This window comes from Variovorax sp. RO1 (assembly GCF_002849325.1).
GTDB lineage: Bacteria > Pseudomonadota > Gammaproteobacteria > Burkholderiales > Burkholderiaceae_C > Variovorax.
This window is the reverse complement of record NZ_PKMT01000002.1, coordinates 1,023,598-1,050,065: the sequence shown is the minus strand read 5'-3', so window position 1 is coordinate 1,050,065 and position 26,468 is coordinate 1,023,598. Positions and strand designations below refer to the sequence as shown.

Annotated in this window: 20 protein-coding genes and 1 pseudogene; 14 read left to right on the top strand and 7 right to left on the bottom strand. The window is 67.6% G+C overall.

Features of this window, described 5'->3' with window-relative positions; translation table 11 throughout:
• Positions 1–15: 15 nt before the first annotated feature.
• Genes CY658_RS15980 through CY658_RS15935 form a run of 10 tightly spaced genes read left to right on the top strand, consistent with a single transcriptional unit; the run spans position 16 to position 12,569 of the window.
• On the top strand, positions 16–1,470 hold the full coding sequence (locus tag CY658_RS15980) for an aldehyde dehydrogenase family protein (RefSeq protein WP_101491109.1): 1,455 nt from the start codon (positions 16–18) through the stop codon (positions 1,468–1,470).
• 48 nt (positions 1,471–1,518) lie between these two features.
• Positions 1,519–2,484, top strand: coding sequence for an ABC transporter substrate-binding protein (locus CY658_RS15975; protein WP_101491108.1), 966 nt, complete (start codon positions 1,519–1,521; stop codon positions 2,482–2,484).
• A gap of 12 nt (positions 2,485–2,496) precedes the next feature.
• A complete protein-coding gene (chvE, locus tag CY658_RS15970) occupies positions 2,497–3,567 on the top strand; it encodes a multiple monosaccharide ABC transporter substrate-binding protein (protein ID WP_101491107.1) in 1,071 nt (356 codons plus the stop codon).
• A 29-nt stretch (positions 3,568–3,596) separates the two neighbouring features.
• The gene (gene mmsA, locus CY658_RS15965) at positions 3,597–5,123 is read left to right on the top strand and encodes a multiple monosaccharide ABC transporter ATP-binding protein (protein ID WP_101491312.1); all 1,527 of its coding nucleotides are present in this window, start codon (positions 3,597–3,599) and stop codon (positions 5,121–5,123) included.
• The gene (mmsB, locus tag CY658_RS15960) at positions 5,110–6,315 is read left to right on the top strand and encodes a multiple monosaccharide ABC transporter permease (protein ID WP_101491106.1); all 1,206 of its coding nucleotides are present in this window, start codon (positions 5,110–5,112) and stop codon (positions 6,313–6,315) included. Before mmsA ends, mmsB begins: the two co-directional genes overlap by 14 nt.
• A 4-nt stretch (positions 6,316–6,319) precedes the next feature.
• Positions 6,320–7,840: a sugar ABC transporter ATP-binding protein gene (locus tag CY658_RS15955; RefSeq protein ID WP_101491105.1), complete on the top strand. Its 1,521-nt coding sequence runs from the start codon at positions 6,320–6,322 to the stop codon at positions 7,838–7,840.
• Positions 7,837–8,871: an ABC transporter permease gene (locus CY658_RS15950; protein ID WP_101491104.1), complete on the top strand. Its 1,035-nt coding sequence runs from the start codon at positions 7,837–7,839 to the stop codon at positions 8,869–8,871. The genes CY658_RS15955 and CY658_RS15950 overlap by 4 nt, the downstream gene beginning before the upstream one ends.
• Complete coding sequence (yjfF, locus tag CY658_RS15945) at positions 8,868–9,896, top strand: galactofuranose ABC transporter, permease protein YjfF (protein ID WP_101491103.1); 1,029 nt, start codon at positions 8,868–8,870, stop codon at positions 9,894–9,896. The genes CY658_RS15950 and yjfF overlap by 4 nt, the downstream gene beginning before the upstream one ends.
• 10 nt (positions 9,897–9,906) lie before the next feature.
• Positions 9,907–11,643 carry an IlvD/Edd family dehydratase gene (locus CY658_RS15940; protein ID WP_101491102.1) on the top strand — a complete coding sequence of 579 codons (1,737 nt, stop codon included), beginning with the start codon at positions 9,907–9,909 and terminating at the stop codon, positions 11,641–11,643.
• Positions 11,644–11,651: 8 nt separating this feature from the next.
• Positions 11,652–12,569, top strand: a complete 918-nt coding sequence (locus tag CY658_RS15935) for a dihydrodipicolinate synthase family protein (RefSeq protein ID WP_101491101.1) — start codon at positions 11,652–11,654, stop codon at positions 12,567–12,569.
• Between the two features lie 49 nt (positions 12,570–12,618).
• On the opposite strand, the pseudogene CY658_RS15930 reads toward CY658_RS15935, so the two are convergent.
• A pseudogene (locus CY658_RS15930) lies at positions 12,619–13,485 on the bottom strand (LysR family transcriptional regulator); the annotation flags it as partial.
• Between the two features lie 119 nt (positions 13,486–13,604).
• On the opposite strand from CY658_RS15930, the gene CY658_RS15925 reads away from it, so the two are divergent.
• On the top strand, positions 13,605–14,384 hold the full coding sequence (locus CY658_RS15925; protein WP_101491100.1) for an SDR family NAD(P)-dependent oxidoreductase: 780 nt from the start codon (positions 13,605–13,607) through the stop codon (positions 14,382–14,384).
• A 21-nt stretch (positions 14,385–14,405) separates the two neighbouring features.
• On the opposite strand, the gene CY658_RS15920 is transcribed toward CY658_RS15925, so the two are convergent.
• From CY658_RS15920 to CY658_RS15900, 5 genes are all read right to left on the bottom strand, one after another.
• Positions 14,406–14,660, bottom strand: a complete 255-nt coding sequence (locus CY658_RS15920) for a hypothetical protein (protein ID WP_101491099.1) — start codon at positions 14,658–14,660, stop codon at positions 14,406–14,408.
• Between the two features lie 147 nt (positions 14,661–14,807).
• Positions 14,808–15,314, bottom strand: coding sequence for a hypothetical protein (locus CY658_RS15915; protein ID WP_101491098.1), 507 nt, complete (start codon positions 15,312–15,314; stop codon positions 14,808–14,810).
• Positions 15,315–15,363: 49 nt separating this feature from the next.
• The gene (locus tag CY658_RS15910) at positions 15,364–15,780 is read right to left on the bottom strand and encodes a hypothetical protein (RefSeq protein ID WP_101491097.1); all 417 of its coding nucleotides are present in this window, start codon (positions 15,778–15,780) and stop codon (positions 15,364–15,366) included.
• Between the two features lie 207 nt (positions 15,781–15,987).
• Complete coding sequence (cphA, locus tag CY658_RS15905) at positions 15,988–18,555, bottom strand: cyanophycin synthetase (RefSeq protein WP_101491096.1); 2,568 nt, start codon at positions 18,553–18,555, stop codon at positions 15,988–15,990.
• Positions 18,556–18,642: 87 nt separating this feature from the next.
• The gene (locus CY658_RS15900; protein WP_374221114.1) at positions 18,643–20,886 is read right to left on the bottom strand and encodes a cyanophycin synthetase; all 2,244 of its coding nucleotides are present in this window, start codon (positions 20,884–20,886) and stop codon (positions 18,643–18,645) included.
• Positions 20,887–21,025: 139 nt separating this feature from the next.
• Between CY658_RS15900 and CY658_RS15895 the strand changes: the two genes are divergently transcribed.
• From CY658_RS15895 to queC, 3 genes are all read left to right on the top strand, one after another.
• On the top strand, positions 21,026–23,314 hold the full coding sequence (locus tag CY658_RS15895; RefSeq protein WP_101491094.1) for a cyanophycin metabolism-associated ABC transporter: 2,289 nt from the start codon (positions 21,026–21,028) through the stop codon (positions 23,312–23,314).
• On the top strand, positions 23,314–23,796 hold the full coding sequence (locus CY658_RS15890; protein ID WP_101491093.1) for a cyanophycin metabolism-associated DUF1854 family protein: 483 nt from the start codon (positions 23,314–23,316) through the stop codon (positions 23,794–23,796). The genes CY658_RS15895 and CY658_RS15890 overlap by 1 nt, the downstream gene beginning before the upstream one ends.
• 87 nt (positions 23,797–23,883) lie before the next feature.
• On the top strand, positions 23,884–24,597 hold the full coding sequence (queC, locus tag CY658_RS15885) for a 7-cyano-7-deazaguanine synthase QueC (RefSeq protein ID WP_101491092.1): 714 nt from the start codon (positions 23,884–23,886) through the stop codon (positions 24,595–24,597).
• Here queC and CY658_RS15880 read toward each other — a convergent pair.
• Positions 24,570–26,393 (bottom strand): ABC transporter ATP-binding protein/permease, encoded by a 1,824-nt coding sequence (locus CY658_RS15880; RefSeq protein WP_101491091.1) that lies wholly within the window; start codon positions 26,391–26,393, stop codon positions 24,570–24,572. The genes queC and CY658_RS15880 overlap by 28 nt on opposite strands.
• Positions 26,394–26,468: the final 75 nt, after the last annotated feature.

The following is a 26,468-nucleotide window of genomic DNA, read 5'->3' as shown; positions in this document are numbered from 1 at the left end:
CAAGGCAACGCCACGGTGATCCACGGCGAGCTTCGGCAGAGCGTGCGCCAGTACATCAACGGCCGCTGGGAAACCAGCGCGACCACGGGTGTCAGCGTCAATCCTTCCGACACCAGCGAGGTGGTGGCCGAGTACGCACGTGCCGACCGGCGCCAGGTCGAGCTGGCGATCCGCGCGGCCAACGAGGCTTTCATGCACTGGAGCCACAGCACGCCGCAGCGGCGCGCCGACGTGCTCGACCGCATCGGCGCCGAGCTGCTCGCACGCAAGGACGACCTGGGCCTGCTGCTGGCGCGCGAAGTCGGCAAGACGCTGCCCGAGGCCGTGGCCGAGGTGGCGCGCGCGGGCCAGATCTTCAAGTTCTTCGCGGGCGAAGCCTTGCGCGGCGGCGGTGGCGAGAACGTGGCCTCGGTGCGCGCCGGCGTGCAGGTCGACGTGACGCGCGAACCGGTCGGCGTGGTGGGCCTCATCACGCCGTGGAACACGCCCTTCGCGGTGCCGGCCTCCAAGATTGCCGCGGCGCTGGCGCATGGCAACAGCGTGGTTTTCAAGCCGGCCGAGCTGGTGCCGGCCTGCGGCTGGGCGCTCACCGACATCATCAGCCGCGCGACGCTGCCGGCCGGCGTGTTCAACCTCGTGATGGGCAGCGGGCGCGAAGCGGGCCAGGCGCTGGTCGACAGCGCGCTGGTCGATGCGCTGAGCTTCACCGGCTCGGCCGCCAATGGCGAACGCGTGCTGCAGGCCGCCGCCGCACGGCGCGCCAAGGTGCAGCTGGAGATGGGCGGCAAGAACGCGCTCGTGGTGCTGGCCGATGCCGACCTCGACCGCGCCGTCGACTGCGCGGTGCAGGGCGCCTACTTTTCCAACGGCCAGCGCTGCACGGCATCGAGCCGGCTCATCGTCGAGGCGACTGTGCACGACGCCTTCGTGGCAAAGCTGCGCCAACGTCTGAAGATATTGAAGATCGGCCACGCGCTGGAGCGCGGCATCGACATCGGTCCCGTGGCCGACGCAGAGCGGCTGGCGCAGAACCTCGCGTGGATCGACATCGCGCGCGAAGAGGGGGCAGAGCACGTGTGGGGCGGCGACGCACTGCAGCGCGCCACCGCCGGCCACTACATGAGCCCTGCGCTCTTTCTGGCCAGGCCCGAGCACCGCATCGCACGCGAAGAGATCTTCGGGCCGCTGGCCTGCGTGCTGCGCGCCGGCGATTACGACGAAGCGCTCGCGCTGTGCAACGACACGCCCTTCGGCCTGTGCGCGGGCATCTGCACCAACTCGCTGAAGCACGCGATGCATTTCAGACGCCATGCCGTGGTCGGCATGACGATGGTCAATCTGCCGACCGCGGGGGTGGACTTTCATGCGCCCTTCGGCGGCCGCAAGGGGTCGGGCTACGGGCCGCGCGAACAAGGGCGCCACGCCGCGGAGTTCTACACGACGGTCAAGACCGGCTACATGCTGGCCTGACCGAACTCATCACAGACTCACCACAGACTCATCAAGAAGGAGACAACCATGACCATGAATCGCCGCACCCTCCACACCGCGCTCGCCGCCGCAGCCCTGGGCAGCCTGCTGCCCGTGTCCGCCTTTGCGCAGAAGAAACTCGTGCTCGGCTTCGCGCAGGTGGGCGCCGAGAGCGAATGGCGCACGGCCAACACCGAGTCGATCAAGTCGTCGGCCAAGGAGGCGGGCATCGAACTGAAGTTCTCCGATGCGCAGCAGAAGCAGGAAAACCAGATCAAGGCCATCCGCTCGTACATCGCGCAGAAGGTCGACGTGATCGCGTTCTCGCCCGTGGTCGAGTCGGGCTGGGAAACCGTGCTGCGCGAAGCCAAGGCCGCGAAGATTCCGGTCGTGCTGACCGACCGCTCCGTGAGCACCAAGGACGACTCGCTCTACGTGACCTTCATGGGCTCCGACTTCACCGAAGAAGGCCGCAAAGCCGGCCGCTGGCTCGTCGAGAAGATGAAGGACCAGAAGGGCGAGGTGAACATCGTCGAGCTGCAGGGCACCGTGGGCTCGGCGCCGGCCATCGACCGCAAGAAGGGCTTCGAGGAGATCATCAAGGCCGACCCGAAGTTCAAGATCACCCGCTCGCAGACCGGCGACTTCACGCGCGCCAAGGGCAAGGAGGTGATGGAAGCCTTCCTCAAGGCCGAGGGCAAGAAGATCAACGTGCTCTACGCGCACAACGACGACATGGCCATCGGCGCGATCCAGGCGATCGAAGAAGCCGGCCTCAAGCCCGCGAAGGACATCACCATCATCTCGATCGACGGGGTGAAGGGCGCCTTCGAAGCCATGATCGCCGGCAAGCTCAACGTGTCGGTGGAATGCAGCCCGCTGCTCGGGCCGCAGCTCATGCAGGCGGTGAAGGACATCAAGGCCGGCAAGCCGCTGCCCAAGCGCATCGTGACCGAAGAAGGCATCTTCCCGATGGAAGTCGCGGCCAAAGAATTTCCCAATCGCAAGTACTGAGAGCCGACCGACATGAAACGCAACTTCCTCAAAGCCTCGCTCGCGGGCCTCGCCTTTGCCGTCGTCGGCTTCACGCCGATGGCCCATGCGCAGGACAAGGGCCTCATCGCCATCTCGATGCCCACCAAGTCGTCGGCGCGCTGGATCGCCGACGGCGCCAACATGGTCAAGTACTTCAAGGACAAGGGCTACAAGACCGACCTGCAGTACGCCGACGACGACATTCCGAACCAGCTCGCGCAGATCGAGAACATGGTGACCAAGGGCTCGAAGGTGCTGGTCATCGCGGCCATCGACGGCACCACGCTGTCCGACGTGCTGCAGAAGGCCGCAGACAAGGGCGTGAAGGTCATCGCGTACGACCGGCTCATCAAGGGCTCGAAGAACGTCGACTACTACGCCACCTTCGACAACTTCCAGGTCGGCGTGCTGCAGGCGCAATCGATCGAGGCGGCGCTGGGTTTGAAGAGCGGCAAGGGTCCGTTCAACATCGAACTGTTCGGCGGTTCGCCCGACGACAACAACGCCTTTTTCTTCTACAACGGCGCGATGTCGGTGCTCAAGCCCTACATCGACAGCGGCAAGCTGGTGGTGCGCAGCAAGCAGATGGGCATGGACAAGGTCGGCACGCTGCGCTGGGACGGCGCGGTGGCGCAGGCGCGCATGGACAACCTGCTGTCGGCCTACTACACGAAGAACCGCGTCGATGCGGTGCTGTCGCCGTACGACGGCCTGTCGATCGGCATCCTCTCGTCGCTCAAGGGCGTGGGCTACGGCTCGGGCTCGCAGCCGATGCCGGTGGTGTCGGGGCAGGACGCGGAGATTCCGTCGGTCAAGTCGATCCTGCGCAAGGAACAAAGCTCCACCGTGTTCAAGGACACGCGCGAACTCGCCAAGGTGACGGTGGCCATGGCCGACGCCATGCTCTCGGGCAAGACACCCGAGGTGAACGACACCAAGACCTACAACAACGGCATCAAGGTCGTGCCCTCGTACCTGCTCAAGCCGGTGAGCGTGGACGGCTCCAACTGGAAGCAGGTGCTGGTGGACAGCGGCTACTACAAGGAAAGCCAGGTCAAGTGAGCCAGGCAGGCGAACGCACGATCCTCGAGATGCGCGGGATCACCAAGACGTTTCCCGGGGTCAAGGCCCTGAGCAACGTCAACCTCGCCGTGCGCGCGGGGGAGATCCACGCGGTGGTCGGAGAGAACGGCGCGGGCAAGTCGACGCTCATGAAGGTGCTGAGCGGCGTCTACCCGTGCGACTCGTACACCGGCGAGATCCATTTCGAGGGTGAGCTGCGCCGCTTCAAGGGCATTGCCGACAGCGAGAAGCTCGGCATCATCATCATTCACCAGGAGCTCGCGCTGGTGCCGCTGCTCTCGATTGCCGAGAACCTGTTTCTCGGCAACGAGATCGCCACCGGCGGCGTGATCGACTGGTTCGCCGCCTATGCGAAGACGCGCGAGCTGCTCGCCAAGGTGGGCCTGAAGGAGCTGCCCACTACGTTGGTGACCGACCTGGGCGTGGGCAAGCAGCAGCTGGTGGAAATTGCCAAGGCGCTCGCGAAAGAAGTGAAGCTGCTGATCCTCGACGAGCCCACCGCGAGCCTCAACGAGAACGACAGTGATGCGCTGCTGATGCTGCTGCTCGAACTGAAACGCCAGGGCATCGCGTCGATCCTCATCTCGCACAAGCTCAACGAGATCGCCAAGGTGGCCGATTCGATCACCGTGCTGCGCGACGGCGCGACGGTGGAGACGATGGACTGCGCAAAGCAGGCGATCAGCGAAGACCGCATCATCCGCGGCATGGTGGGCCGCGACATGGAACACCGCTATCCGCAGCGCTCGCCGAAGATCGGCGAGACCGTGCTGGAGGTGCGCGACTGGCGCGTGCACCACGCGCTGCACGCCGACCGCGAGCAGATCAAGGGCGTGAACCTCAATGTGCGTCAGGGCGAGATCGTCGGCATCGCGGGCCTCATGGGCGCGGGCCGCACCGAGCTGGCGATGAGCGTGTTCGGGAAGTCGTACGGCCAGCGCATCAGCGGCTCGGTGCGCATGCACGGCAATCCCGTGGACGTGAGCACCGTGCGCAAGGCCATCGACCACGGCATCGCCTACGTCACCGAAGACCGCAAGGGCCTCGGGCTGGTGCTGGAGGAAGGCATCCGCAAGAACATCAGCCTCGCGAACCTCGATGCGATTTCCGAACGCTCTGTGATCGACGACGGCCGCGAGTTCAAGGTGGCGAACGACTACAAGAAGGCGCTGAACATCCGCTGCGCGGGCGTCGAGCAGCTGGTGGTCAACCTGTCGGGCGGCAACCAGCAGAAGGTGGTGCTGAGCAAGTGGCTCTTCACGAAACCCGAGCTGCTGATATTGGACGAACCCACGCGCGGCATCGACGTGGGCGCCAAGTACGAGATCTACACCATCATCGACCAGCTCGCGAGCGAAGGCAAAGGCATTCTCATGATCTCTTCCGAACTGCCGGAGTTGCTCGGCATGTGCGACCGCATCTACGTGATGAACGAGGGCCGCTTCGTCGCCGAGTTCACGGCGGCCGAGGCGTCGCAGGAACGCATCATGCATGCCATCGTGAGTGCAGGGAGTTCTGTCCATGTCGCCGCCTGAAGCCAACGCGGTGCAGGGCGCCGCCCCCGTGGCACCGAAGCTGCACGTGGGCTTCCTGAAGAACAACCTGCGCGAGTACGGCATGCTGATCTCGCTGGTCGCGATCATGGTGCTGTTCCAGGTGCTGACCGATGGCACGCTGCTGCGGCCGCTGAACCTCACCAACCTGCTGCTGCAGAACAGCTACGTGGTCATCATGGCGCTGGGCATGCTGCTGGTGATCGTGGCGGGCCACATCGACCTGTCGGTGGGCTCGGTCTGCGGCTTCATCGGCGCGCTCGCGGCGGTGCTGATGGTGGAGTACGAATGGCACTTCGTGCCCACGGCGCTCATCAGCATCGTGGCCGGTGCCGTCATCGGTGCGGCGCAAGGCTGGTTCGTCGCGTTCCGAAAGATCCCGTCGTTCATCGTCACGCTCGCGGGCATGCTGGTGTTCAAGGGGCTCACGCTGGCGCTGCTCGCCGGGCAATCGGTGGGGCCGTTTCCGGTGGAGTTCCAGCGCCTGAGTTCGGGCTTCATTCCCGATCCGCTGGGCGGCGACACCTTGCGCACCACTTCGCTGGTCGTGGGTGCGTTGGCGGCTGCGGCGCTGGTGTTCTTCAAGCTGCGCGGGCGCGCCAAGCTCAAGGCGCACGGCATGGAGCAGGAGCCCTACGCTTTCTTCCTCGTGAAGAACCTGTTCTTCGCGGCGATCATTCTTTTCTTCAGCTACCTGCTCTCCACCTACAAGGGCCTGCCCAACGTGCTGGTGGTGATGGCGGTGCTGATCGTGGTGTACGACTTCGTCACCAACCGCACGACCATCGGCCGGCGCATCTATGCGCTGGGCGGCAACGAGAAGGCGGCGCGGCTGTCGGGCGTGAAGACGCAGCGGCTCGCGTTCCTCACTTTCGTGAACATGGGTGCGCTGGCCGCACTCGCGGGCCTCGTGTTCGCGGCGCGCCTGAACACGGCCACGCCCAAGGCGGGCCTGGGTTTCGAACTCGACGTGATTGCCGCCTGCTTCATCGGCGGCGCCTCGGCTTCGGGCGGCGTGGGCCGCGTGATGGGCGCGGTGATCGGCGCCTTCATCATGGGCGTGATGAACAACGGCATGTCGATCCTGGGGATCGGCATCGACTACCAGCAGGTCATCAAGGGGCTGGTGCTGTTGGCGGCGGTGTTCATCGACGTCTACAACAAGAACAAGTGAACGCATGACCGGCAGCAGCGTCACCCCCGTGCTGGAGCTGCGGGGCATCCACAAGCACTTCAGCGGCATCGCCGTGCTGAACGACGTGCAGCTCAAGCTCTACCCGAGCGAGGTCCACGCGCTGATGGGGCAGAACGGCGCGGGCAAGTCCACGCTCATCAAGGTGCTCACGGGCGTGCTGCCGTCGAGCGGCGGCGAGATGTTTCTCGATGGCCAGGCCATCCGGCCCGCTTCGCCGCTGGAGGCGCAGAAGCTGGGCATCAGCACCGTCTACCAGGAAGTGAACCTGTGCCCGAACCTCTCGGTGGCGGAGAACGTGTTCGCGGGGCGCTATCCGCGCTGCGGCGCGCTGCAGGGCTTTCGCATCGACTGGGCGGCTGTGAACCGTCGCGCCGAGGCGCTGCTGGCGCGCATCGGGCTCGACATCGACGTGACGCGCTTGTTGTCGAGCTACTCGGTGGGCGTGCAGCAGATGGTGGCCATCGCGCGGGCGCTCGGTGTGTCGTCGAAGGTCCTGATCCTCGACGAGCCGACCTCGAGCCTCGATGACGACGAGGTCGAGAAGCTGTTCGAGGTGTTGCGGCGACTGCGCGGCGAAGGGCTGGCGATCGTGTTCGTCACGCACTTCCTCAACCAGGTGTACGCGGTGTCGGACCGCATCACGGTGCTGCGCAATGGCCATTGGGTGGGCGAGTGGAAGGCGGCAGACCTCGGGCCACAGGCGCTGATCGCAGCGATGCTGGGGCGCGAGCTGGCGGCGCAATCGGCGCGGCCCGCGGCATTGCCGGCGTTCGACGAAGCGGCGCCCGCGCTGCTGCAGTCCGAAGGGTTGGGGCAGGCCGGGCAGCTGCAGGCGACCGATCTGCGCGTGCGTGCGGGCGAAGTCGTCGGCATCGCGGGGCTGCTGGGCGCGGGGCGCACTGAACTTGCGCGGCTGCTGTTCGGGCTCGAATCGCCGGACCGTGGCGTGTTGAAGATCGACGGCCGCTCTGTCAGCTTCTCGAACCCGGCCGATGCGATCCGTGAAGGTCTCGCGCTGTGCCCTGAAGAGCGCAAGACCGACGGCATCGTGGCCGAGCTGTCGGTGCGCGAGAACATCGCGCTCGCATTGCAGGCGCGGCTCGGCACGCGGAAGTTTCTTTCGCACGCCGAGCAGACCGCGATGGCCGAGCGCTTCGTCGCTTCGCTGGGCATCAAGACGGCGAGCGTCGAAACGCCCATCGGCCTGCTCTCGGGCGGCAACCAGCAGAAGGCCATGATCGCGCGCTGGCTCGCGACCGAGCCGCGCCTGTTGATCCTGGACGAGCCCACGCGCGGCATCGACGTCGCTGCCAAGCAGGAAATCATGGAAGAGATCCTGCGGCTCGCGCGCGCGGGCATGGCGGTGATCTTCATCTCGTCGGAGATGAGCGAGGTGGTGCGCGTGGCGCATCGCATCGTGGTGCTGCGAGATCGCAAGAAGGTGGGCGAGCTGCCGGGCGGTTCGACCGAGGACGAGGTGTACGAAATGATTGCTGCCGCATGAACCGCCTTTCGTCCCTCATGAGCCATCGCCTTGCCTGGCCCGTCATCACGCTGCTGCTCCTGCTCGCCATCAACACCGCGTTCAACGCGAGCTTCCTCCACCTCGAATGGCGCGACGGCCATCTCTACGGGAGCCTCATCGACATCCTGAACCGCGCGGCCCCGCTGGTGCTGGTTTCGCTCGGCATGACGCTGGTGATCGCCACGCGCGGCATCGACATCTCGGTGGGCGCGGTGGTCGCCATCGCGGCGGCGGTCGCGGCCTGGATGATCGGCGGCTCTGTCTCCAGCGACGTGAGCCGCTTCCCGATGCCGCTCGCGATCCTCGCGGCCATCGCGGTCGCCTTGCTGTGTGGCCTGTGGAACGGCCTGCTGGTCGCCAAGGTCGGCATGCAGCCGATCATCGCGACGCTGATCCTCATGGTGGCGGGGCGTGGCATCGCGCAGCTGATTGCCGACGGGCAGATCATCACGATCTACTACAAGCCCTTCTTCTTCCTCGGCAGCGGCTACCTGCTGGGGCTGCCGTTCTCGCTGTTCATCGTGGCGACGGTGTTCGTGCTGCTCTACCTGGCGATCACGCGCACCGCACTCGGCCTGTTCATCCAGGCGGTCGGCATCAACCCGACGGCGGCGCGCGTGGCGGGCATCCAGTCGCGGCGGCTCGTTGTCGGTGCGTATGCGTTCTGCGGCGCGTGCGCGGGCGTGGCGGGCCTCTTGATCAGCTCGAACGTGAAGAGCGCGGACGGCAACAACGCCGGGCAACTGCTGGAGCTCGACGCGATCCTCGCGGTCACGCTCGGCGGCACGGCATTGACCGGCGGGCGCTTCAGCCTCGTGGGCAGCGTGATCGGTGCGCTGATCATCCAGACGCTGACCTACGCGATCTATTCGCTGGGCGTGCCGCCGGAGATCAACCTCGTGGTGAAGGCGGTGGTGGTGTTCGTGGTGATGCTGATGCAGTCGCCGGAGTTCAGGGCGGAAGTGCGGTCACTGGTGCAGCGGCCGGTGCGTGATGGGAGCAGGGCATGAGCGCCGTGATCGAAGCGGCTCCCTCACCCCAACCCTCTCCCGCCCGCGGGAGAGGGGGCAAGAAGGGGCTCAATCCGAAGTACCTGCCGCTCACCGCGACCATCTCGCTGTTCATGCTGATGGCGACGCTGGGCTCGGTGTTCTACGACGGCTTTTTCTCGGCGCAGGTGTTCCTCAACCTGCTGATCGACAACGCCTTCCTCATCGTCGTCGCGGTCGGCATGACCTTCGTGATTCTCTCGGGCGGCATCGACCTGTCGGTGGGTTCGGTGATTGCGCTCACGACGATGGTGTCGGCCTCGCTGGTCGATAAGCACGGGTGGAGCCCGGCGGTCGTGATTCCGCTGGTGCTGGCGATGGGCACGGCCTTCGGTGCGTTCATGGGCCTGCTCATCGAGCGCTTCCGGCTGCAGCCTTTCATCGTCACGCTCGCGGGCATGTTCCTCGCGCGGGGGCTCTGCTACCTCATCAGCATCGACTCGATCAGCATCACGAACGCGTTCTACTCGGAGGTCTCGCAGGTCCGCATTCCCATCTGGGGCGAGGCCTCGGTGTCGATCAGCGCGGTGATCGCCATCGCGGTGCTGCTGGCCGCGGTGTTCATCGCGCACTGCACGCCTTTTGGCCGCGCGGTGTACGCCATCGGCGGCAGCGAGCATTCGGCGATGCTCATGGGCCTGCCGGTGCGCCGCACGCTCGTGGGCGTGTACACGCTCTCGGGCTTCTGCTCTGCGCTGGCGGGCGTGATCTTCACTTTCTACATGCTCTCGGGCTACGGCCTGCACGCGGTCGGGCTGGAACTCGACGCCATCGCGGCCGTGGTGATCGGCGGCACGCTGCTCACGGGCGGCGTGGGCTACGTGGCGGGCACGCTCTTCGGCGTGCTGATGCTCGGGATCATCCAGACGCTGATTTCCTTCGACGGCACGCTGAGTTCGTGGTGGACCCGCATCGTGGTCGGCGCGCTGCTCTTCGCGTTCTGCCTGCTCCAACGCTTCTTCACCTTGCGCGCCCCGCGCCGCTGACCACTTCCCCATGACAAAGAAATTGCGCTCGACCGAATGGTTCGGCTCCGCCGACAAGAACGGCTTCATGTACCGCAGCTGGATGAAGAACCAGGGCATCCCCGACCACGAGTTCGATGGCCGGCCGATCGTCGGCATCTGCAACACCTGGTCGGAACTCACGCCCTGCAACGCGCACTTCCGCAAGATCGCCGAGCACGTGAAGCGCGGCATCTCGGAGGCGGGCGGTTTTCCGGTCGAGTTCCCGGTGTTCTCGAACGGCGAGTCGAACCTGCGGCCCACCGCGATGCTCACGCGCAACCTCGCGAGCATGGACGTCGAAGAAGCGATTCGCGGCAACCCGGTCGACGCCGTGGTGCTGCTCACGGGCTGCGACAAGACCACGCCGGCGCTGCTGATGGGTGCCGCCAGCTGCGACATCCCGGCCATCGTGGTCACGGGCGGGCCGATGCTCAACGGCAAGCTCGACGGCAAGAACATCGGTTCGGGCACGGCCGTGTGGCAGCTGCACGAATCGCTGAAGGCCGGCGAGATCGACCTGCACCAGTTCCTCTCGGCCGAGGGCGGCATGTCGCGCTCGGCGGGCACCTGCAACACGATGGGCACGGCCTCGACGATGGCATGCATGGCCGAGGCGCTGGGCACTTCATTGCCGCACAACGCGGCGATTCCGGCGGTCGATGCGCGGCGCTATGTGCTGGCGCAGATGTCGGGCATGCGCGCGGTGCAGATGGCCAAGGAAGGGCTCACGCTGTCGAAGATCCTCACGCGCGAGGCCTTCGAGAACGCCATTCGCGTGAACGCGGCGATCGGCGGATCGACCAACGCGGTGATCCACCTGAAGGCGATCGCGGGCCGCATCGGCGTCGAGCTGGAGCTGGAAGACTGGACGCGCATCGGCAGCAACACCCCGACCATCGTCGACCTCATGCCTTCGGGCCGCTTCCTCATGGAAGAGTTCTATTACGCGGGCGGCCTGCCCGCCGTGCTGCGCCGCCTCGGTGAGAACGGCCTGCTGCCGCACCCCGATGCGCTCACCGTCAACGGCCGTTCGATCTGGGACAACGTGCGCGAGGCGCCGAGCCTCGACGACGAGGTGATCCGCCCGCTCGACAAGCCGCTGATCGCCGATGGCGGCATCCGCATCCTGCGTGGCAACCTGTCGCCGCGCGGCGCGGTGCTCAAGCCCTCGGCCGCCACGCCCGAGCTGCTCAAGCACCGGGGCCGCGCCGTGGTGTTCGAGAACCTGGAGCACTACAAGGCACGCATCGTCGATGAAGACCTCGACATCGATGCGAGCTGCGTGATGGTGCTGAAGAACTGCGGCCCCAAGGGCTACCCCGGCATGGCCGAGGTCGGCAACATGGGCCTGCCGCCCAAGCTGCTGCGCCAGGGCGTGAAGGACATGGTGCGCATCTCGGACGCACGCATGAGCGGCACGGCCTATGGCACGGTGGTGCTGCACGTCGCGCCCGAAGCGGCCGATGGCGGGCCGCTCGCGGCGGTGCGTGACGGCGACTGGATCGAGCTCGACTGCGACGCAGGACGCCTGCACCTCGACATCAGCGATGAAGAACTGGCGTCGCGCCTCGCGTCGCTGTCCGCATCCGATGCGCAGCCGATGAGCACGCGCGGCGGCGGCTACCAGAAGCTCTACGTGAACCACGTGCTGCAGGCCGACGAAGGCTGCGACTTCGATTTCCTGGTCGGCTGCAGAGGCTCGGCCGTTCCCCGCCACTCCCATTGATCTCACCCATGACCCCCCGATACCGCGGCATCTTCCCGGTGGTGCCCACCACCTTCACCGAACAGGGCGCGCTCGACCTCGAGAGCCAGAAGCGCTGCGTCGATTTCATGATCGACGCGGGCTCCGACGGGTTGTGCATCCTCGCGAATTTCTCCGAGCAGTTCGTGCTCTCCGACGAGGAGCGCGAGGTGCTCACGCGCACCATCCTCAACCACGTGAAGGGCCACGTGCCGGTGATCGTGACGACCACGCACTACAGCACCCAGGTCTGCGCCGAGCGCAGCCGTCGCGCGCAAGACATGGGCGCGGCGATGCTGATGGTGATGCCGCCGTACCACGGCGCGACCTTCCGAGTGCCCGAGCCACAGATCTACGAGTTCTACGCGCGGCTGTCCGATGCGGTGACGATTCCGATCATGGTCCAGGACGCACCCGCGAGCGGCACGGTGCTGTCAGCGCCGTTCCTCGCGCGCATGGCCAAGGAGATCGAGCAGGTTGCGTACTTCAAGATCGAGACGGCCGGTGCGGCGTCGAAGCTGCGCGAGCTGATCCGCTTGGGCGGCGATGCCATCGAAGGGCCGTGGGACGGCGAAGAAGCCATCACGCTGATGTCCGATCTCGATGCCGGCGCGACCGGTTCGATGACCGGGGGCGGCTATCCCGACGGCATTCGCCCGATCATCGAAGCGCACCGCGCGGGCGATCGCGACAAGGCCTTCGCGCTGTACCAGCAGTGGCTGCCGCTCATCAACTATGAGAACCGCCAGGCGGGCCTGCTGGCCTGCAAGTCGCTCATGAAGGAGGGCGGCGTGATCGCTTGCGAGGCGCCGCGGCATCCGCTGCCGGCGATGCACCCCGCGACGCGCGCGGGCCTGATCGAGACGGCGAAGCGGCTCGATCCGCTGGTGCTGCGCTGGGGGAAATAGCGAGTTCGCTGTCGTCGGTGAAGTAGGGCGCGAGGATCTCGCTCAGCCAGTTCATCACGGCGAGCACGCGCGGCGCGAGCTGGCGCCGGTTGACGTACACCAGCGACACCGGCATCGGTCGCGCGCTGAACGCCGGCATCACCTGCACGATCGAGCCCGCTGCAAAGCCGCGCAGGAGGCCGCTGATCGGCGCCTGGATCAGGCCGAGGCCCGCAACCGCCGCGGCGTTGTAGGCGTCGGTGCCGTTCACCGTGACGAGGGCGCGCACGGGGTGCATGCGGTAGCGGCCCTGGGCCGCGTCGAAGTACTCCCAGCCTGCGTCGTTCGGCGAGAGGGTCTGCGCGAAATGCACGATGCGGTGCTGCGCGAGGTCGGCGAGCGTCTGCGGCGTGCCGTGCGCCTGCAGGTAGGCCGGGCTGGCGGCGTTGGCCATGCGCATGAAGCCGAGCGGCCGCGCGACGAGTTCGGAATCGCCCAGCACGCCCACGCGCAGCACGCAGTCGAAGCCCTCGTTCACGAGATCGACGCGGCGGTCGGTGGTGCTGATGCCGATCTCCAGCGCGGGATGGCGCGCGAGGAATTCGGGCAGCCGCGGAATGACGAGGTCGCGCGCCACGGTGGCCGGCAGGTCGATGCGCAGGCGCCCCGTGAGGCCGCCGGTGTGCGCGCGGAACATGGTGGCCAGTTGCTCGCCTTCGTCCAGGTAATCCTTGCAGCGGTCGAGAAAGCGCGTGCCGTCTTCGGTGAGGCGCACGCTGCGCGTGGTGCGCTGCAGGAGCCGCGTGCCCAGGCGCTCTTCGAGCTGCTGCACGGCCACCGAGACGCGCGCGCGGGTCAGGCCGAGCTGGTCGGCGGCGCGGCTGAAGCTCGCGAGCTCGGCCACCTTCGAGAAGATGCGCAGTTCGTCGGTGCTCATGGCGGCTGATTGTTTCGTTTCTGGACAACAGTGTGCGTCGTCTGGCGGAATTTATCTTTCTGCCGGTAATTTTTAAAGTCCTCCCATCGATTCACCGATCAACCACCGAGGACTTTGAAATGACCGCTTCCACCACTTCCAACCCGTCGCGCATCGCACTCATCACCGGCGGCAGCCGAGGCCTGGGCCGCAGCGCCGCGCTGGCGCTCGCCGCCGACGGCGTCGATGTGATCCTGACCTACGTGTCGAACGAAGCCAGTGCGCAGGCGGTGGTGTCGGAGATCGAGGCGAAGGGGCGCCGCGCGGTCGCGCTGCAGCTCGACGTCGGCGACAGCACGGCCTTCGCCGCGTTCGCCGCGTCAGTGAAGGCGGCGCTGGCCGCCACGTGGCAGCGCGAGCGCTTCGACTTCCTGGTGAACAACGCGGGTGTCGGCCTGCATGTGAGCTTCGAGGACATGACCGAAGCGCAGTTCGACACGCTCTACAACATCCACTTCAAGGGCACGTACTTCCTCACGCAGAAGCTGCTGCCGGTCATCAACGACGGCGGGCGCATCGTCAATGTGTCGTCGGGGCTCACGCGCTTCGCGATGGAGGGCGCTTCGGCCTATGCCGCGATGAAGGGCGCCGTGGAAGTGCTGACGCGCTACCTCGCCAAGGAACTCGGCAAGCGCGGCATCGCGGTGAACACCATTGCGCCGGGCGCGATCGAAACCGATTTCGGCGGCGGCAGGGTGCGCGACAACGCACAGGTGAACGCGATGGTCGCGAGCTTCACGGCGCTCGGACGTGCGGGCCAGCCCGATGACATCGGCGGTGCGATCGCGGGCTTGCTGGGAGAGAGAAATCGCTGGGTGAATGCCCAGCGCATCGAGGTGTCGGGCGGGATGTTCGCCTGAGCACCGCGTGCTGCGAGAGGCTCAGTTTTTCTCGAGTTCGGTGACTTGCAGGGACAGGTCGAAGAGCTTGGACTTGCTGGCGTAGTAGCGGTCCAGGCGCCACTCCTTGAGGATGTCCATCGCGAGTTCGAAGCTCTTGTAGTCGAGGCTGTAGAGCGTGATCAGCTCGAAGCTGCGTTCGGATTCGAGCGCCAGCACCAGCTGGGCAAGGATCTTGGCCGATTCGTTGGCCGGGTCCGTTTCGATGAATCGGCGAGCGACCTTGATGGCATTCATGGGAAAGTGTTCCTCGGTTGGCAGGGACCGGGAACTATAGCTAGCACATGCCTTTGTTTTGTGACCGTTTCATGACAAACGAGGGCATCGCCACGGGAGCGCCCGTCGGTGTTATCACCGAGACGCTCCCGGGGGATGCGCATCGCGTCACTGCAGCGGCATCGGTGCCGGGCGCGGCATGGGCCTCGGCATGGGCATGGGCATCGGTTCCGCAGGCATGGGGGCCGGCATCGGCGCGACCATCGGCGGCGGCAGTGAGGTGGCCGGTATGTTCACCACGCGGGTCGAGACCGACTCGCGGATCACACCGCCGCCCATCACGCTGCCATCGACATTGCTGCGGATGTTGCCCTCGCTGCCCAGCACGCGTGCTTCGCAGTCGGCGCGCTCGGCCGGCGGCTGCAGGCCGCAGCGGGCCACGGCGTTGGCGCGGTAGTCGGGCGCTGAGGTGAGGCCGCCGCGTGCCGCGGCCTGGCGTGCGGCACCGGCTTCGCGGATGCAGGCGGCGCGGTCCTGCTGGTTGTGGCCGCAGACCGCAATCTCCTGCTGGTAGGTGCTGCCACCGTCGCCGCGGGCGGCCGTGGCGATGGTGGTGGTGGCCAGCCCGCTGAGTGCGAGCAGGGCGAAGATCATCGAACGCGCATTGTTTGGCATGGTGTGCTCCTTGTCTGGCGTATCGGGGTGAAGGCCGGCCTTGTTTCGATCAACGCACCGGCTGCACGGGCTGTGGCGGCAGCGGGGTGACGGTTTCGCGGATCACGCCGCCGCCCATCACGCTGCCTTCGGTGGAGGTGCGTGCACCGCCGCGGATGCGTGCTTCGCAATCGGCCCGGTCGGCCACGGGTTGTTCGCGGCAGCGTGCGAGCGCGTTGGCGTCTTCGCGCACCGCGTCGGGCGTGGTCAGGCCGTGGCGCCCGGCTTCCTGGCGCGCGGCGCCGGCTTCGCGCAGGCAGGCCGCGCGGTCCTGTTGCACGCCGTCACAGGTGGCGCGCTCCTTCTGCATGCGGGCATCGCTGCCGGGCGCCTGGGCCGAAGCCAGCGGCGCACCGGCCATGAAGAAGCCGCCGACTGCCACGAGGGCAGCCGTCGAGAGCGTGGAACGGAAGGTGTGGATCGTCATCGGGGCTCCTGAGGCGGCGCGCCGTGCGAACAGAGAACAGAAACCAAAAGAACGCAGGGCGCGACCGGTGTCCCAGTGTGGGCCGGCCGGTGGCGCGGGGCTGTGGGACAAGCCGCACGCCGTGGAGCGGGCCGGACGCGCCCCTGCGTGTGGGACACGTCCGTCAGCGCGAGGAGGGCGTGCCTCCTGCGCTGCGGTGCGAGGGGATCAGCCCTGCGCGATGCGCTGCGCGAGGTGGGCCAGCGCCTCTTCGACCTGGTCGACCAAGATGAGCGACAGGTCGCCCGGCTGCAGCCGCGCCAGTGCGGTGTCGATGGCGACGAACTCGCCGCGAATCTCGTCGATCTGGCGCGTGCGCGATGCGCCCTGCAGGCCCTGGCGCAGCAGCGCCATGACCTCGCCGTCGGCACGCCCGCGCTGCGCTGCGTCCTGGTACAGGATCACGTCGTCGAAGGCCTGGCCGAGGATCGCGGTCTGGTCGCGGATGTCGGAATCGCGCCGGTCGCCCGCGCCGCTGATGACCACCGAGCGCTTGTTGGCGGGCATGGTGTCCACGGCCGACACCAGCGCCTTCATGGCGTCGGTGTTGTGGCCGTAGTCGGCGATCACCGTGGCACCGCGGTAGTCCATGACGTTGAAGCGCCCGGGCACGCCGGCTGCGTCGTTCATGAAGCTCGACAGGCCGCTGCGGATGGTGTCCCAATCGAGGCCCACGGCCCAGGCGGCGGCCACCGAGGCCATCACGTTGTCGACCTGGAAGCCGATGGTGCCGCCGCGCGTGATCGGCACGTCGCGCAGCGCGATGCGCTCACGCCACGAGCCTTCGGCGGCCACCAGCGTGTCCTGGTCGACGTACACGGTGCGCTTGCCCTGTGCGCGGTGCGTGGCCATCACCGGGTGCATGCGGTCGGCAGCGAAGAAGATGACGTGGCCGGGGCAGGTCGCCGCCATGGCGGCGACGTTCACGTCGGCCGCGTTGAGCACCGCGTAGCCGTCGGGGGCCACGTTGCGCACGATCACGCGCTTGAGCACCGCCAGGTCTTCCACCGTGGTGATGTAGTTCAGGCCGAGGTGGTCGCCGCTGCCGATGTTGGTGACCACGGCCACCTCGCAGCGGTCGAAGCCCAGGCCCTCGCGCAGCACGCCGCCGCGGGCCACTTCGAACACGGCCGCATCGACGTCGGGGTGCATCAGCACGTTGCGCGCGCTCTTGGGGCCGCTGCAGTCGCCGCTGTCGGTCTGGCGGCCGTTGACGTACACGCCGTCGGTGTTCGTCATGCCGGTGCGCAGGCCGCTGGAGGCAATGATGTGGTTGATCAGGCGCGCGGTGGTGGTCTTGCCGTTGGTGCCGGTGACGGCCACCACGGGAATGCGGCCGTCGTCGCCGGGCGCGAACAGCGTGTCCATCACCGCTTCGCCGACCGCGCGGCCGCGGCCGAACGAGGGCGAGATGTGCATGCGCAGGCCGGGCGCCGCGTTCACTTCGACCACGCCGCCGTGCTGTTCTTCGAGCGGGCGCAGCACGTTCTCGCAGACCATGTCGACGCCGCAGATGTGCAGGCCGACCATCTGCGCCGCATCGACCGCGCGCGCGGCCACTTCGGGGTGCACGGTGTCGGTCACGTCGGTGGCGGTGCCGCCGGTCGAGAGGTTGGCGTTGTTGCGCAGCACGACGCGCTGGCCCAGCTCGGGCACGCTCTCGGGCGTGAGGCCCTGCGACTCGAGCCGGCCGATGGCGATGTCGTCCAGTCGGATCTTGGTGAGCGAGGTGGCGTGGCCCTCGCCGCGGCGCGGGTCGAGGTTCACGGTGTCGATCAGCTGGCGCACGGTCGAGCTGCCGTCGCCGATGACTTGCGGCGGGTCGCGGCGCGCGGCGGCCACGAGGCGGTCGCCCACCACCAGCAGGCGGAAGTCGAAGCCCGGCAGGAATTTCTCGACCATCACTTCGCCGTACACGGCGGCCGAGTCGTAGGCCGAGGTGAGTTGTTCGCGCGTGGTGATGTTCACCGTCACGCCCTTGCCCTGGTTGCCGTCCTGCGGCTTGACCACGACCGGCAGGCCGATTTCTTCGGCGGCCACCCAGCCGTCGTCGGCGCTGACCACGGGGCGGCCCAGCGGCACCGGCACGCCGGCGGCGTTGAGCAGTTGCTTGGTGAGTTCCTTGTCCTGCGCGATGGCTTCGGCCACGCCGCTGGTGCTGTCGATTTCGGCGGCCTGGATGCGGCGCTGCTTGGAGCCCCAGCCGAACTGCACCAGGCTGCCGCTCGTGAGGCGGCGGTACGGAATGCCGCGCGCCACGGCGGCGTCGACGATGGAGCCGGTGCTCGGGCCCAGGCGCTCCGACTCGTCGAGGTCGCGCAGCTCGGTGATGGCGGCGTCGGCGTCGAAGGGCGTGTCGGCCAGTGCGGCCTGGATCAGTTCTTCGGCCAGGGCCAGCGCGCGGCGGCCGACGTCTTCCTCGGAGTACTGCACGGTGACCTGGTACACGCCTTCTTCGGTCGTCGGTGCGGTGTTGCCGAAGTTGACGGCGCAGCCGGCCTGGGCCTGCAGCGCCACGGCGGCGTTCTCGAGCACATGGGCCAGCGCCAGCGGCTGGCCGAGCACCATGGGGTGCAGCTCGCCGATGGTCGGGAAGCGGGCGCGCAGGCGGGCTTCGAACCCGTCGAGCTTGCCGACAGCGTTCTCGTCGCCTTCGCAGGCCACGACGGCCTCGATGGTGGTGTGGCGGCTCCAGAGATTGGGGCCGCGCAGGGCGCGGATGCGGGTGACTTTCATGGGGCTACGGCACGGGGCGCGCGGTTGCAGTGATCTTGCGGTGTGACTTGGGCGCCGGCCCCGCGGGTTGCGGGGCAGCGCATCGGGTCATGCCAGTTGTTGTTGGGGAGAAAGCGGCGAGGTCTGCGACAGCTGCAGCGAGGCCAGGGCCGCCTGCAGGTCGGCTTCGAAGGCCTCGACGCCGGCGCCGATCAGGTTGAGCGGAATGCCCAGGGCCCAGCCAGCGGCCACGGCGGCCAGCAGGCTTTCGAGGCTCACGCTGACGTGGGTCGCGCGCCAGATGGTCAGGCGGCCCAGGCCGGGCAGGAACGATTCGCTCGTGCCGTTGGCCAGCACCACGCGGTCCTGGCGCACCAGCACGGCCTTGCCGCCGGCGGCCTGGTGCGCGGACAGCGCGGCAGCCTGCGGGTCGGCCGCATAGAGGATGACGGCGCCGTCGCACAGCGGCGCCAGCGCGGCGATGCGCGGCTCGTCGGCGTTCAGCACGGCCGTGCCTTCGGCCAGCACCACGTCGACCTGGGTGCGCAGCACCTTGACCATCTGGTCGCTCTCGGTGATGTCGTAGTCGGCGAGGGCTTCGGAGCCTTCGAGGTCGGTCACGATGCCGACTTCGCAGCGGTCGTAGGCCAGGCCGTCGCGCAGGATGGTTTCGGCGCCGTTCTCGATCACCACGGCTTCGACGGCGCGGTTCACGAGCAGGCGGTGGCCGGCGTCCCAGTTGGCGCTGTTGCGTGCGTCGACGCGGCGGCGTTCGAGGAACAGGCCGTCGCGGCAGGCCAGGCCGGTGTGGCGCCCGCCGAGGTTGATGAGCCAGGCCACCAGCCGCGCGAGCACGGCGGTGTCGCGCGAGCCGGCCACGCCCACCACGGGGATGCGGCCGGGCGCGTCGTTGGGGAACAGGTGGTCGCAGATGGCGCGGCCCACGGGGCGCGGCGAGCCGATGGCCGGCTTCAGGTGCATCAGCAGGCCGGGGCCGGCGTTCACTTCGACGATCGCGCCGCCCTGCGGGCCCAGCGGCTTGGAGATGTCTTGCGCGACCATGTCGATGCCCGCGATGTCCAGGCCGACCACGCGGGCGGCGAGCACGGCGGCGTGCGCCACCTCGGGGTGCACGAGGTCGGTGCAGTCGTAGGCCATGTTGCCGTTGCGCTGGATCGTGACCACGCGGCCGGCGGCCGGCACCGAAGTGCCGTCGAGTTCCTGGCGCTTGAGCTCCAGCTGCAGCTTGGCGTCGGTGGCCAGCACGATCACGTCGAGCGGAAACTCTTCTTCGGCGCCGCGGCGCGGGTCGCTGTTGAGCTGCTTGTCGATCAGGCCGGCCACGGTGTTCGTGCCGTCGCCGGTCACGGTGATGATCTCGCCGCGCGCGGCCGCCACCACCTCGCCGCCCACCACCAGCAGGCGGTGTTCGTGGCCGCGAATGAAGCGCTCGACCATCACGTCGCTGCCTTCGGGCTCGGCGACCGCAAAGGCGGCCATGACTTCCTCGCGCGTGGTCAGTTCGAGCGACACGCCGCGGCCATGGTTGGCGTCCGACGGTTTCACGACCACCGGCAGGCCGATGTCTTCGGCGGCTTCCCAGGCTTCTTCGGGCGACTCGACCACCTGGCCGTGCGGCACGGGCACGCCGCAGCTGGCGAGCAGCGACTTGGTCAGTTCCTTGTCGCTGGCAATCGATTCGCCGATGGCGCTGGTGTAGTCGGTTTCCGCGGTCCAGATGCGTTGCTGGTTGGCGCCGTAGCCCAGCTGCACGAGGTTGCCGCTGTTCAGGCGCATGTGCGGAATGCCGCGGTCGGTGGCGGCGGACACGATGGCCGCGGTGCTCGGGCCGAGGTAGCAGTCTTCGACCTTGGCCTTGACCGCCTCGACCGCCGTTTGCACGTCGGCCGCGCTGAACGGGTCGTTGTTGATGGCCGCCATCAGCAGGCGGTGACCTTCGGCCAGTGCCACGCGGGCGACCTGCTCGTCACGCGCCCGGAACACCATGCGGTACACGCCGTGCTCCGAGGTGCTGCGGGTTTGCCCGAAGCCGGTCGGCATGCCGGCCAGGTTCAACAGTTCGATCACGACGTGCTCCAGCACGTGGCCCGACCAGGTGCCTTCGGTGAGGCGCTGGATGAAGCCGCCGCGCTCGCCCACGCCGCAGTGGTGCTCGATGAGCGCCGGCAGCAGGGTGGTCAGCCGGTCGGTGAAACCGTCGATCTTGTTGGAGGGGAAGTCTTCCAGTGGACCCAGGTCGAGCCAGACTTCGAGCACCGGACGGTAGGTCCAGAGGTTGGGACCGCGCAAATAGTTAATGCGCAGCAATTGGATGTCGTCGAAACGGGTCATGCAAACGTTCGATGTGCTTTGGCCGAGCACCACGGCGCCTTCAAGCGCACCCATGGCGATCAGTCAGAATCGGCGCCCGACCAAGGACGCCATGACGCGGTCCCTGCGGCCCGCGACGGGCAAGAGTCAAATAAACACAATGCAACATCACGATCCAGTCGGCGCCCAGGCGGGCGAAACGGAGGCGGTTTCAGGCGTGCTGAAAAGCCGACTCGCAGGCGCTGAAAACGTTTCGGTAACACTTGCGGTTGACCTCGACGACCAACTTCGATTCGCCACGGGCCTCGTCGCCCTGACCGACCAGCGGCTCATCGCCCTGGAACCCGGCGGCGAATGGCGTGAGTGGCCACTCTCCGATCAGGCCCTGGAAATGCGTCTTTCTGACCATGCGGGCGTCGGAACCCTCGACCTCATCGGGCCCGCCGGACAGCTCGCCCGGTGGCGCTACACGCTCGCCGGCCAGCCGGCGGCGCTCAAGATGCTCAAGTTGTTCGGCCAGCGCGCGGCGCCGGCTGTCACGAAGGCGACAGAAGAGGTGCCCGAAGGTCTCGAGGTCGACGGCACCGACACCGAACTGCAAACGCCGCCCTCGACCTGGGTGCTGCTGCGTTTGGGCCGCTTTGCCGGGCCGTACCGCAAGCAGCTGATCCTCGGGTTTGTTCTGACCCTGATTTCCACCGCCGCCACGCTGGTGCCGCCGTACCTGACCATCCCGCTGATGGACGACATCCTGATTCCGTTCCAGAACGGGCAGAAGATCGATTCCGGCCGGGTCGGCCTCTACCTGGGCGGCCTGCTGATCGCCGCGCTGGTCGGCTGGGGGCTGGGCTGGGCGCGCACCTACCTGCTGGCGCTGGTGTCCGAGCGCATCGGCGCCGACCTGCGCACCACCACCTACGAGCACCTGCTGACCCTGCCGCTGGACTACTTCGGCGGCAAGCGCACCGGCGACCTCATGGCGCGCATCGGCTCGGAAACCGACCGCATCAACGTCTTCCTGTCGCTGCACGCGCTCGATTTCGCGAACGACGTGCTGATGATCGTCATGACGGCGGTCATCCTGTTCTCGATCAACCCGCTGCTGGCCGTGGTCACGCTGGTGCCGCTGCCCTTCATCGCCTGGATGATCCACGTCGTGCGCGACCGCCTGCGCACCGGCTTCGAGAAGATCGACCGCGTCTGGTCCGAAGTGACCAACGTGCTGGCCGACACCATCCCCGGCATCCGCGTGGTCAAGGCCTTTGCGCAGGAGCGCCGCGAAGCCGAGCGCTTCCGCGTTGCCAATGCCTACAACCTGCAGGTCAACGACAAGCTCAACCGCACCTGGTCGCTGTTCACGCCGACCGTGTCGCTGCTCACCGAAATCGGCCTGCTCGTGGTCTGGGCCTTCGGCATCTGGCAGGTGGCGCGCGGCCACATCACGGTGGGTGTGCTCACCGCCTTCATCGCCTACATCGGCCGCTTCTACACGCGGCTCGACTCGATGAGCCGCATCGTCTCGGTCACGCAAAAGGCTGCGGCCGGCGCCAAGCGCATCTTCGACATCCTCGACCACGTGAGCAACGTGCCCGAGCCGGCCAACCCGGTGAAGGTGGAGCGCGTGCAGGGCCGCATCGAGATGAGCGGGCTGGGCTTTCGCTACGGCTCGCGCGCCGTCATTCACGACCTCGACCTGACCATCGAGCCCGGCGAAATGATCGGCCTCGTGGGCCACAGCGGCTCGGGCAAGAGCACGCTGGTCAACCTGATCTGCCGCTTCTACGATGTGACCGACGGCGCCATCAAGGTCGACGGCACCGACATCCGCCGCTTCGCCGTGGCCGACTACCGCCGCCACGTGGGGCTGGTGCTGCAGGAGCCGTTCCTGTTCTTCGGCACCATCGCGCAGAACATCGCCTACGGCAAGCCCGACGCCACGCGCGAAGAGGTCGTTGCCGCAGCCCGCGCGGCCCACGCGCACGACTTCATCCTGCGCCTGCCGCACGGCTACGACTCGCTGGTCGGCGAGCGCGGGCAGGGCCTGTCGGGCGGCGAGCGCCAGCGCATCAGCATCGCGCGCGCACTGCTCATCGACCCGCGCATCCTGATCCTCGACGAGGCCACCTCGGCCGTCGACACCGAGACCGAAAAGGAAATCCAGAAGGCGCTCGACAACCTCGTGCAGGGCCGCACCACCATCGCCATCGCGCACCGTTTGTCCACGCTGCGCAAGGCCGACCGCCTTGTCGTCATGGACCGCGGCGAGGTGGTCGAGGTCGGGCCGCACGACGCGCTCATGGCCAAGCAGGGCGCCTACTGGCGCCTGTACCAGGCGCAACTGCGCCAGGGCGACGAAGACGATGTGAGCGAAGGCGCCGCCGACGAGCGCGCCAACGCCCAGGCGCCGCTGGCCGTGAGCCACGCCGCCCATCCGGCAGGGGACGTGTGATGAGCAGCAACACCAACACCATGAGCTTTGAACTCGCACGCGACACCTTCGGCCGCCTCGTGCTGACCGACGCGCAGGGCGAGCGCCACGTGGGCGTGACGCCCGTGCGTGCCTTTCCGCTGAGTGCGCCCAACGAGGGCGTGTCGCTCGTCGGCAGCGAAGGCCGCGAACTCGTGTGGGTCGACCGCGTCGACCAGCTGCCCGCACCCGCGCAGGCGCTGCTGACCGAAGAACTCGCCGTGCGCGACTTTGCGCCGACGCTGCTGAAGCTGCACGGCGTGTCGAGCTTCGGCGTGCCCAGCACCTGGACCGTGAGCACCGACCGCGGCGACACCAGCTTCGTGCTCAAGGCCGAGGAAGACATCCGCCGCCTCGACGGCGGCGCGCTGCTCATCGCGAGCGCGCACGGCGTGCAGTTCCGCATTCCCGATACCAAGGCGCTCGATCGCGCGTCGCGCAAGCTGCTGGAGCGCTTTCTCTAGAAGCCGCCGAACAGGGCGGCCCGCAGCCGCATCGATCGGCTGCGAAAATCACGCATTTGCACTACAGCGGCCCCGCCGTTGACGGACATGCCCCTGCACACCACCGCCCTCGTTCTGTTTTCCGGCGGCCAGGACTCGGCCACCTGCCTGGCCGAGGCCCTGTCCAAGTACCAGCGTGTCGAAACCCTGGGCTTCGACTACGGCCAGCGTCACCGCGTCGAGCTCGACGTGCGCGGCACCGTGCTCGCCCAGATGCGCGAGCGCTTTCCCGAATGGGCGCCGCGCCTGGGCGAAGACCACGTGCTCACGCTGGCCGCGCTGGCCCAGCTCGGCGGCTCCTCGCTCACCGAAGAAGTCGCCTTTGCCATGCAGGCCGACGGCCTGCCCAACACCTTCGTGCCCGGGCGCAACCTGTTGTTCCTCACGCTCGCGGGCGCGCTGGCCTACCGGCGCGGGCTGCAGGTGATCGTCACCGGCGTCTGCGAAACCGACTTCTCGGGCTACCCCGACTGCCGCGACGACACCATGAAGGCCATGCAGCTCGCGCTGTCGCTCGGCCTGGAGCGCCGCCTCGTCATCGAAACGCCGCTCATGTGGATCGACAAGGCCGAAACCTGGGCGCTGGCCCACCGCCTGGGCGGCCAGCCGCTGGTCGACCTGATCGTCGAAGAAACCCACACCTGCTACCTGGGCGACCGCGAGCATCGCCAGGCCTGGGGCTACGGCTGCGGCGAATGCCCGGCCTGCGAGCTGCGCAAGAAGGGCTGGGAGCGTTACGTCGACCAGCCCGCGGTGGGCTGAGCAGCCGCAGCGGTATCGAGCCGGTAGCGCGCGCCGCCGCCCGCGCTTTCTTCCTGCGGCACCAGCGTCCACCGCTGGCCATGGAAATCGCCCACCGCCGGGCGGTGCGCGATCGACACCATCGCGCCGCCACCTGCCCGTACCGTGTCGGCGAGCCGCTGGTAGAGCACGGCTTCGGCCGGTGCATCGAGCGCGCTGGTCACTTCGTCGGCGAACAGCCAGGCCGGCTTCTTCAGCAACACCCGCGCGATGGCCAGCCGCTGCTGCTCGCCGCCCGAGAGCTTCTGGCTCCAGGCGTCGCTGTCGTCGAGCCGGTTCACGAGGTCGGGCAGCAATGCATCGACCAGCGCCTGGCGCAGCTGGTCGTCACTGAAGCCGGCGGCCGGGTGCGGATAGGTCAGCGCCTCGCGCAGCTTGCCGTCGGGCAGGTAGGGGCGCTGCGGCATGAAGACCGCGTCTGCCGGGGCCTGCACCTTGCCGCTTGCGAACGGCCAGATGCCCGCGAAGGTGCGGAACAGCGTCGACTTGCCGCTGCCCGACGGGCCTTGCAGCAGCACGCTGTCGCCGGGGCGCACTGCCAGTGCGGCGCCGGCCAGCAGCTGCGTGCCATTGGGCAGTGCCACTGTGAGGCCGGTGGTGTCCAGCGCGGCGGCGCCGTCCTCGCGCTGCAGGGCGTCTTCGCGCGCGGCATGCGCACGCATCGCGTCGTCGAAGCTGATCAGGCGGTCGGTGGTGGCGCGCCAGACGGCCACGCGGTCGTAGTTGGCGACGAACCAGCTCAGCGATTCCTGCACCTTGTCGAAGGCCGATGAAATCTGCATGAGGCCGCCCAGCTGAATGGCGCCGCTGAAAAAGCGCGGCGCCGACACGATGAACGGGAAGATCAGCGAGGCCTGCCCGAACATCGCGGTGAAAGTGACTAGGTTCTTCTGCTGCTTGATCAGCTGCAGGTAGTTGCGCAGCACCGCGCCGAAGCGCACGTCGAGCTGGCCGCGCTCCACCGTCTCGCCGCGGTCGAGCGCAATGGCTTCGCTGTACTCACGCACGCGCACCAGGTGGTGGCGAAAGTCGGCCTCGAAGCGCTGCTGGCGGAAGTTCAGGCCGATCAGCGGCCGGCCGATGAAGTGCGTGATGGCCGTGCCGATCACGCAGTAGACCAGCGCCAGCCACACCATCGAGCCGGCAATTTGGTACGTGCTGCCACCCAGCGACAGGTCGAAGGTGCCTGACAGGCCCCACAGGATGCCGATGAAGCTCAGCAGCGTGACCACCGCATTCATCAAGTCCATCGACAGCGTCATCGTGGCATTGGTGAACATCTGCATGTCTTCCTGGATGCGCTGGTCGGGGTTGTCGGGCGTCGCGCCGTCGGCGTGCGCGTAGCGCGCCAGCTCCAGGTGATAGAAGGCCCGGTCGGCCATCCAGCGGCCGAGGTAGTTGCGCGTCATCCAGGCGCGCCAGCGCAGCTGGAGCATCTGCGTCACATAGAACTTCAGCACCTGGATCGCGATGTTGAAGAAGGCCAGCACGGCGAACACGCGGATCTCGCGCCAGAAGACCGTCGCATCCTTGTTCTGCAGCGCGTCGTAGAAGCGGCCGTACCACTGGTTGAAGAGCACCAGCGCGTACACATACGCCAGGTTCAGCGCCACGATGCCCGCGAACATCAGGCGCGCCCGCCATTTCTCTTCCTCGGAGTTGAAGTAGGGCGCCGCGAGCCGGAACACGCGGCGCACGACCTGGACGAAGGTGCCGGCACGCGCGGCGATGGTGGGCGATGGGGCAGAAGATGACATGCAGATTTCCTCGCAGGCGCTCGTGCGCCGAACCTCGTGGGGAGCCCATCGTAGACAAAGCTTCCTTAGACGGGG

Coding starts and splice junctions, on each gene's coding strand:
- CY658_RS15975 (WP_101491108.1), top strand. CDS start 1,519: ATGACCATGAATCGCCGCACCCTCCACACCGCGCTCGCCGCCGCAGCC.
- chvE (WP_101491107.1), top strand. CDS start 2,497: ATGAAACGCAACTTCCTCAAAGCCTCGCTCGCGGGCCTCGCCTTTGCC.
- mmsA (WP_101491312.1), top strand. CDS start 3,597: ATGCGCGGGATCACCAAGACGTTTCCCGGGGTCAAGGCCCTGAGCAAC.
- mmsB (WP_101491106.1), top strand. CDS start 5,110: ATGTCGCCGCCTGAAGCCAACGCGGTGCAGGGCGCCGCCCCCGTGGCA.
- CY658_RS15955 (WP_101491105.1), top strand. CDS start 6,320: ATGACCGGCAGCAGCGTCACCCCCGTGCTGGAGCTGCGGGGCATCCAC.
- CY658_RS15950 (WP_101491104.1), top strand. CDS start 7,837: ATGAACCGCCTTTCGTCCCTCATGAGCCATCGCCTTGCCTGGCCCGTC.
- yjfF (WP_101491103.1), top strand. CDS start 8,868: ATGAGCGCCGTGATCGAAGCGGCTCCCTCACCCCAACCCTCTCCCGCC.
- CY658_RS15940 (WP_101491102.1), top strand. CDS start 9,907: ATGACAAAGAAATTGCGCTCGACCGAATGGTTCGGCTCCGCCGACAAG.
- CY658_RS15935 (WP_101491101.1), top strand. CDS start 11,652: ATGACCCCCCGATACCGCGGCATCTTCCCGGTGGTGCCCACCACCTTC.
- CY658_RS15925 (WP_101491100.1), top strand. CDS start 13,605: ATGACCGCTTCCACCACTTCCAACCCGTCGCGCATCGCACTCATCACC.
- CY658_RS15920 (WP_101491099.1), bottom strand. CDS start 14,660: ATGAATGCCATCAAGGTCGCTCGCCGATTCATCGAAACGGACCCGGCC.
- CY658_RS15915 (WP_101491098.1), bottom strand. CDS start 15,314: ATGCCAAACAATGCGCGTTCGATGATCTTCGCCCTGCTCGCACTCAGC.
- CY658_RS15910 (WP_101491097.1), bottom strand. CDS start 15,780: ATGACGATCCACACCTTCCGTTCCACGCTCTCGACGGCTGCCCTCGTG.
- cphA (WP_101491096.1), bottom strand. CDS start 18,555: ATGAAAGTCACCCGCATCCGCGCCCTGCGCGGCCCCAATCTCTGGAGC.
- CY658_RS15900 (WP_374221114.1), bottom strand. CDS start 20,886: ATGACCCGTTTCGACGACATCCAATTGCTGCGCATTAACTATTTGCGC.
- CY658_RS15895 (WP_101491094.1), top strand. CDS start 21,026: ATGCAACATCACGATCCAGTCGGCGCCCAGGCGGGCGAAACGGAGGCG.
- CY658_RS15890 (WP_101491093.1), top strand. CDS start 23,314: ATGAGCAGCAACACCAACACCATGAGCTTTGAACTCGCACGCGACACC.
- queC (WP_101491092.1), top strand. CDS start 23,884: ATGCCCCTGCACACCACCGCCCTCGTTCTGTTTTCCGGCGGCCAGGAC.
- CY658_RS15880 (WP_101491091.1), bottom strand. CDS start 26,393: ATGTCATCTTCTGCCCCATCGCCCACCATCGCCGCGCGTGCCGGCACC.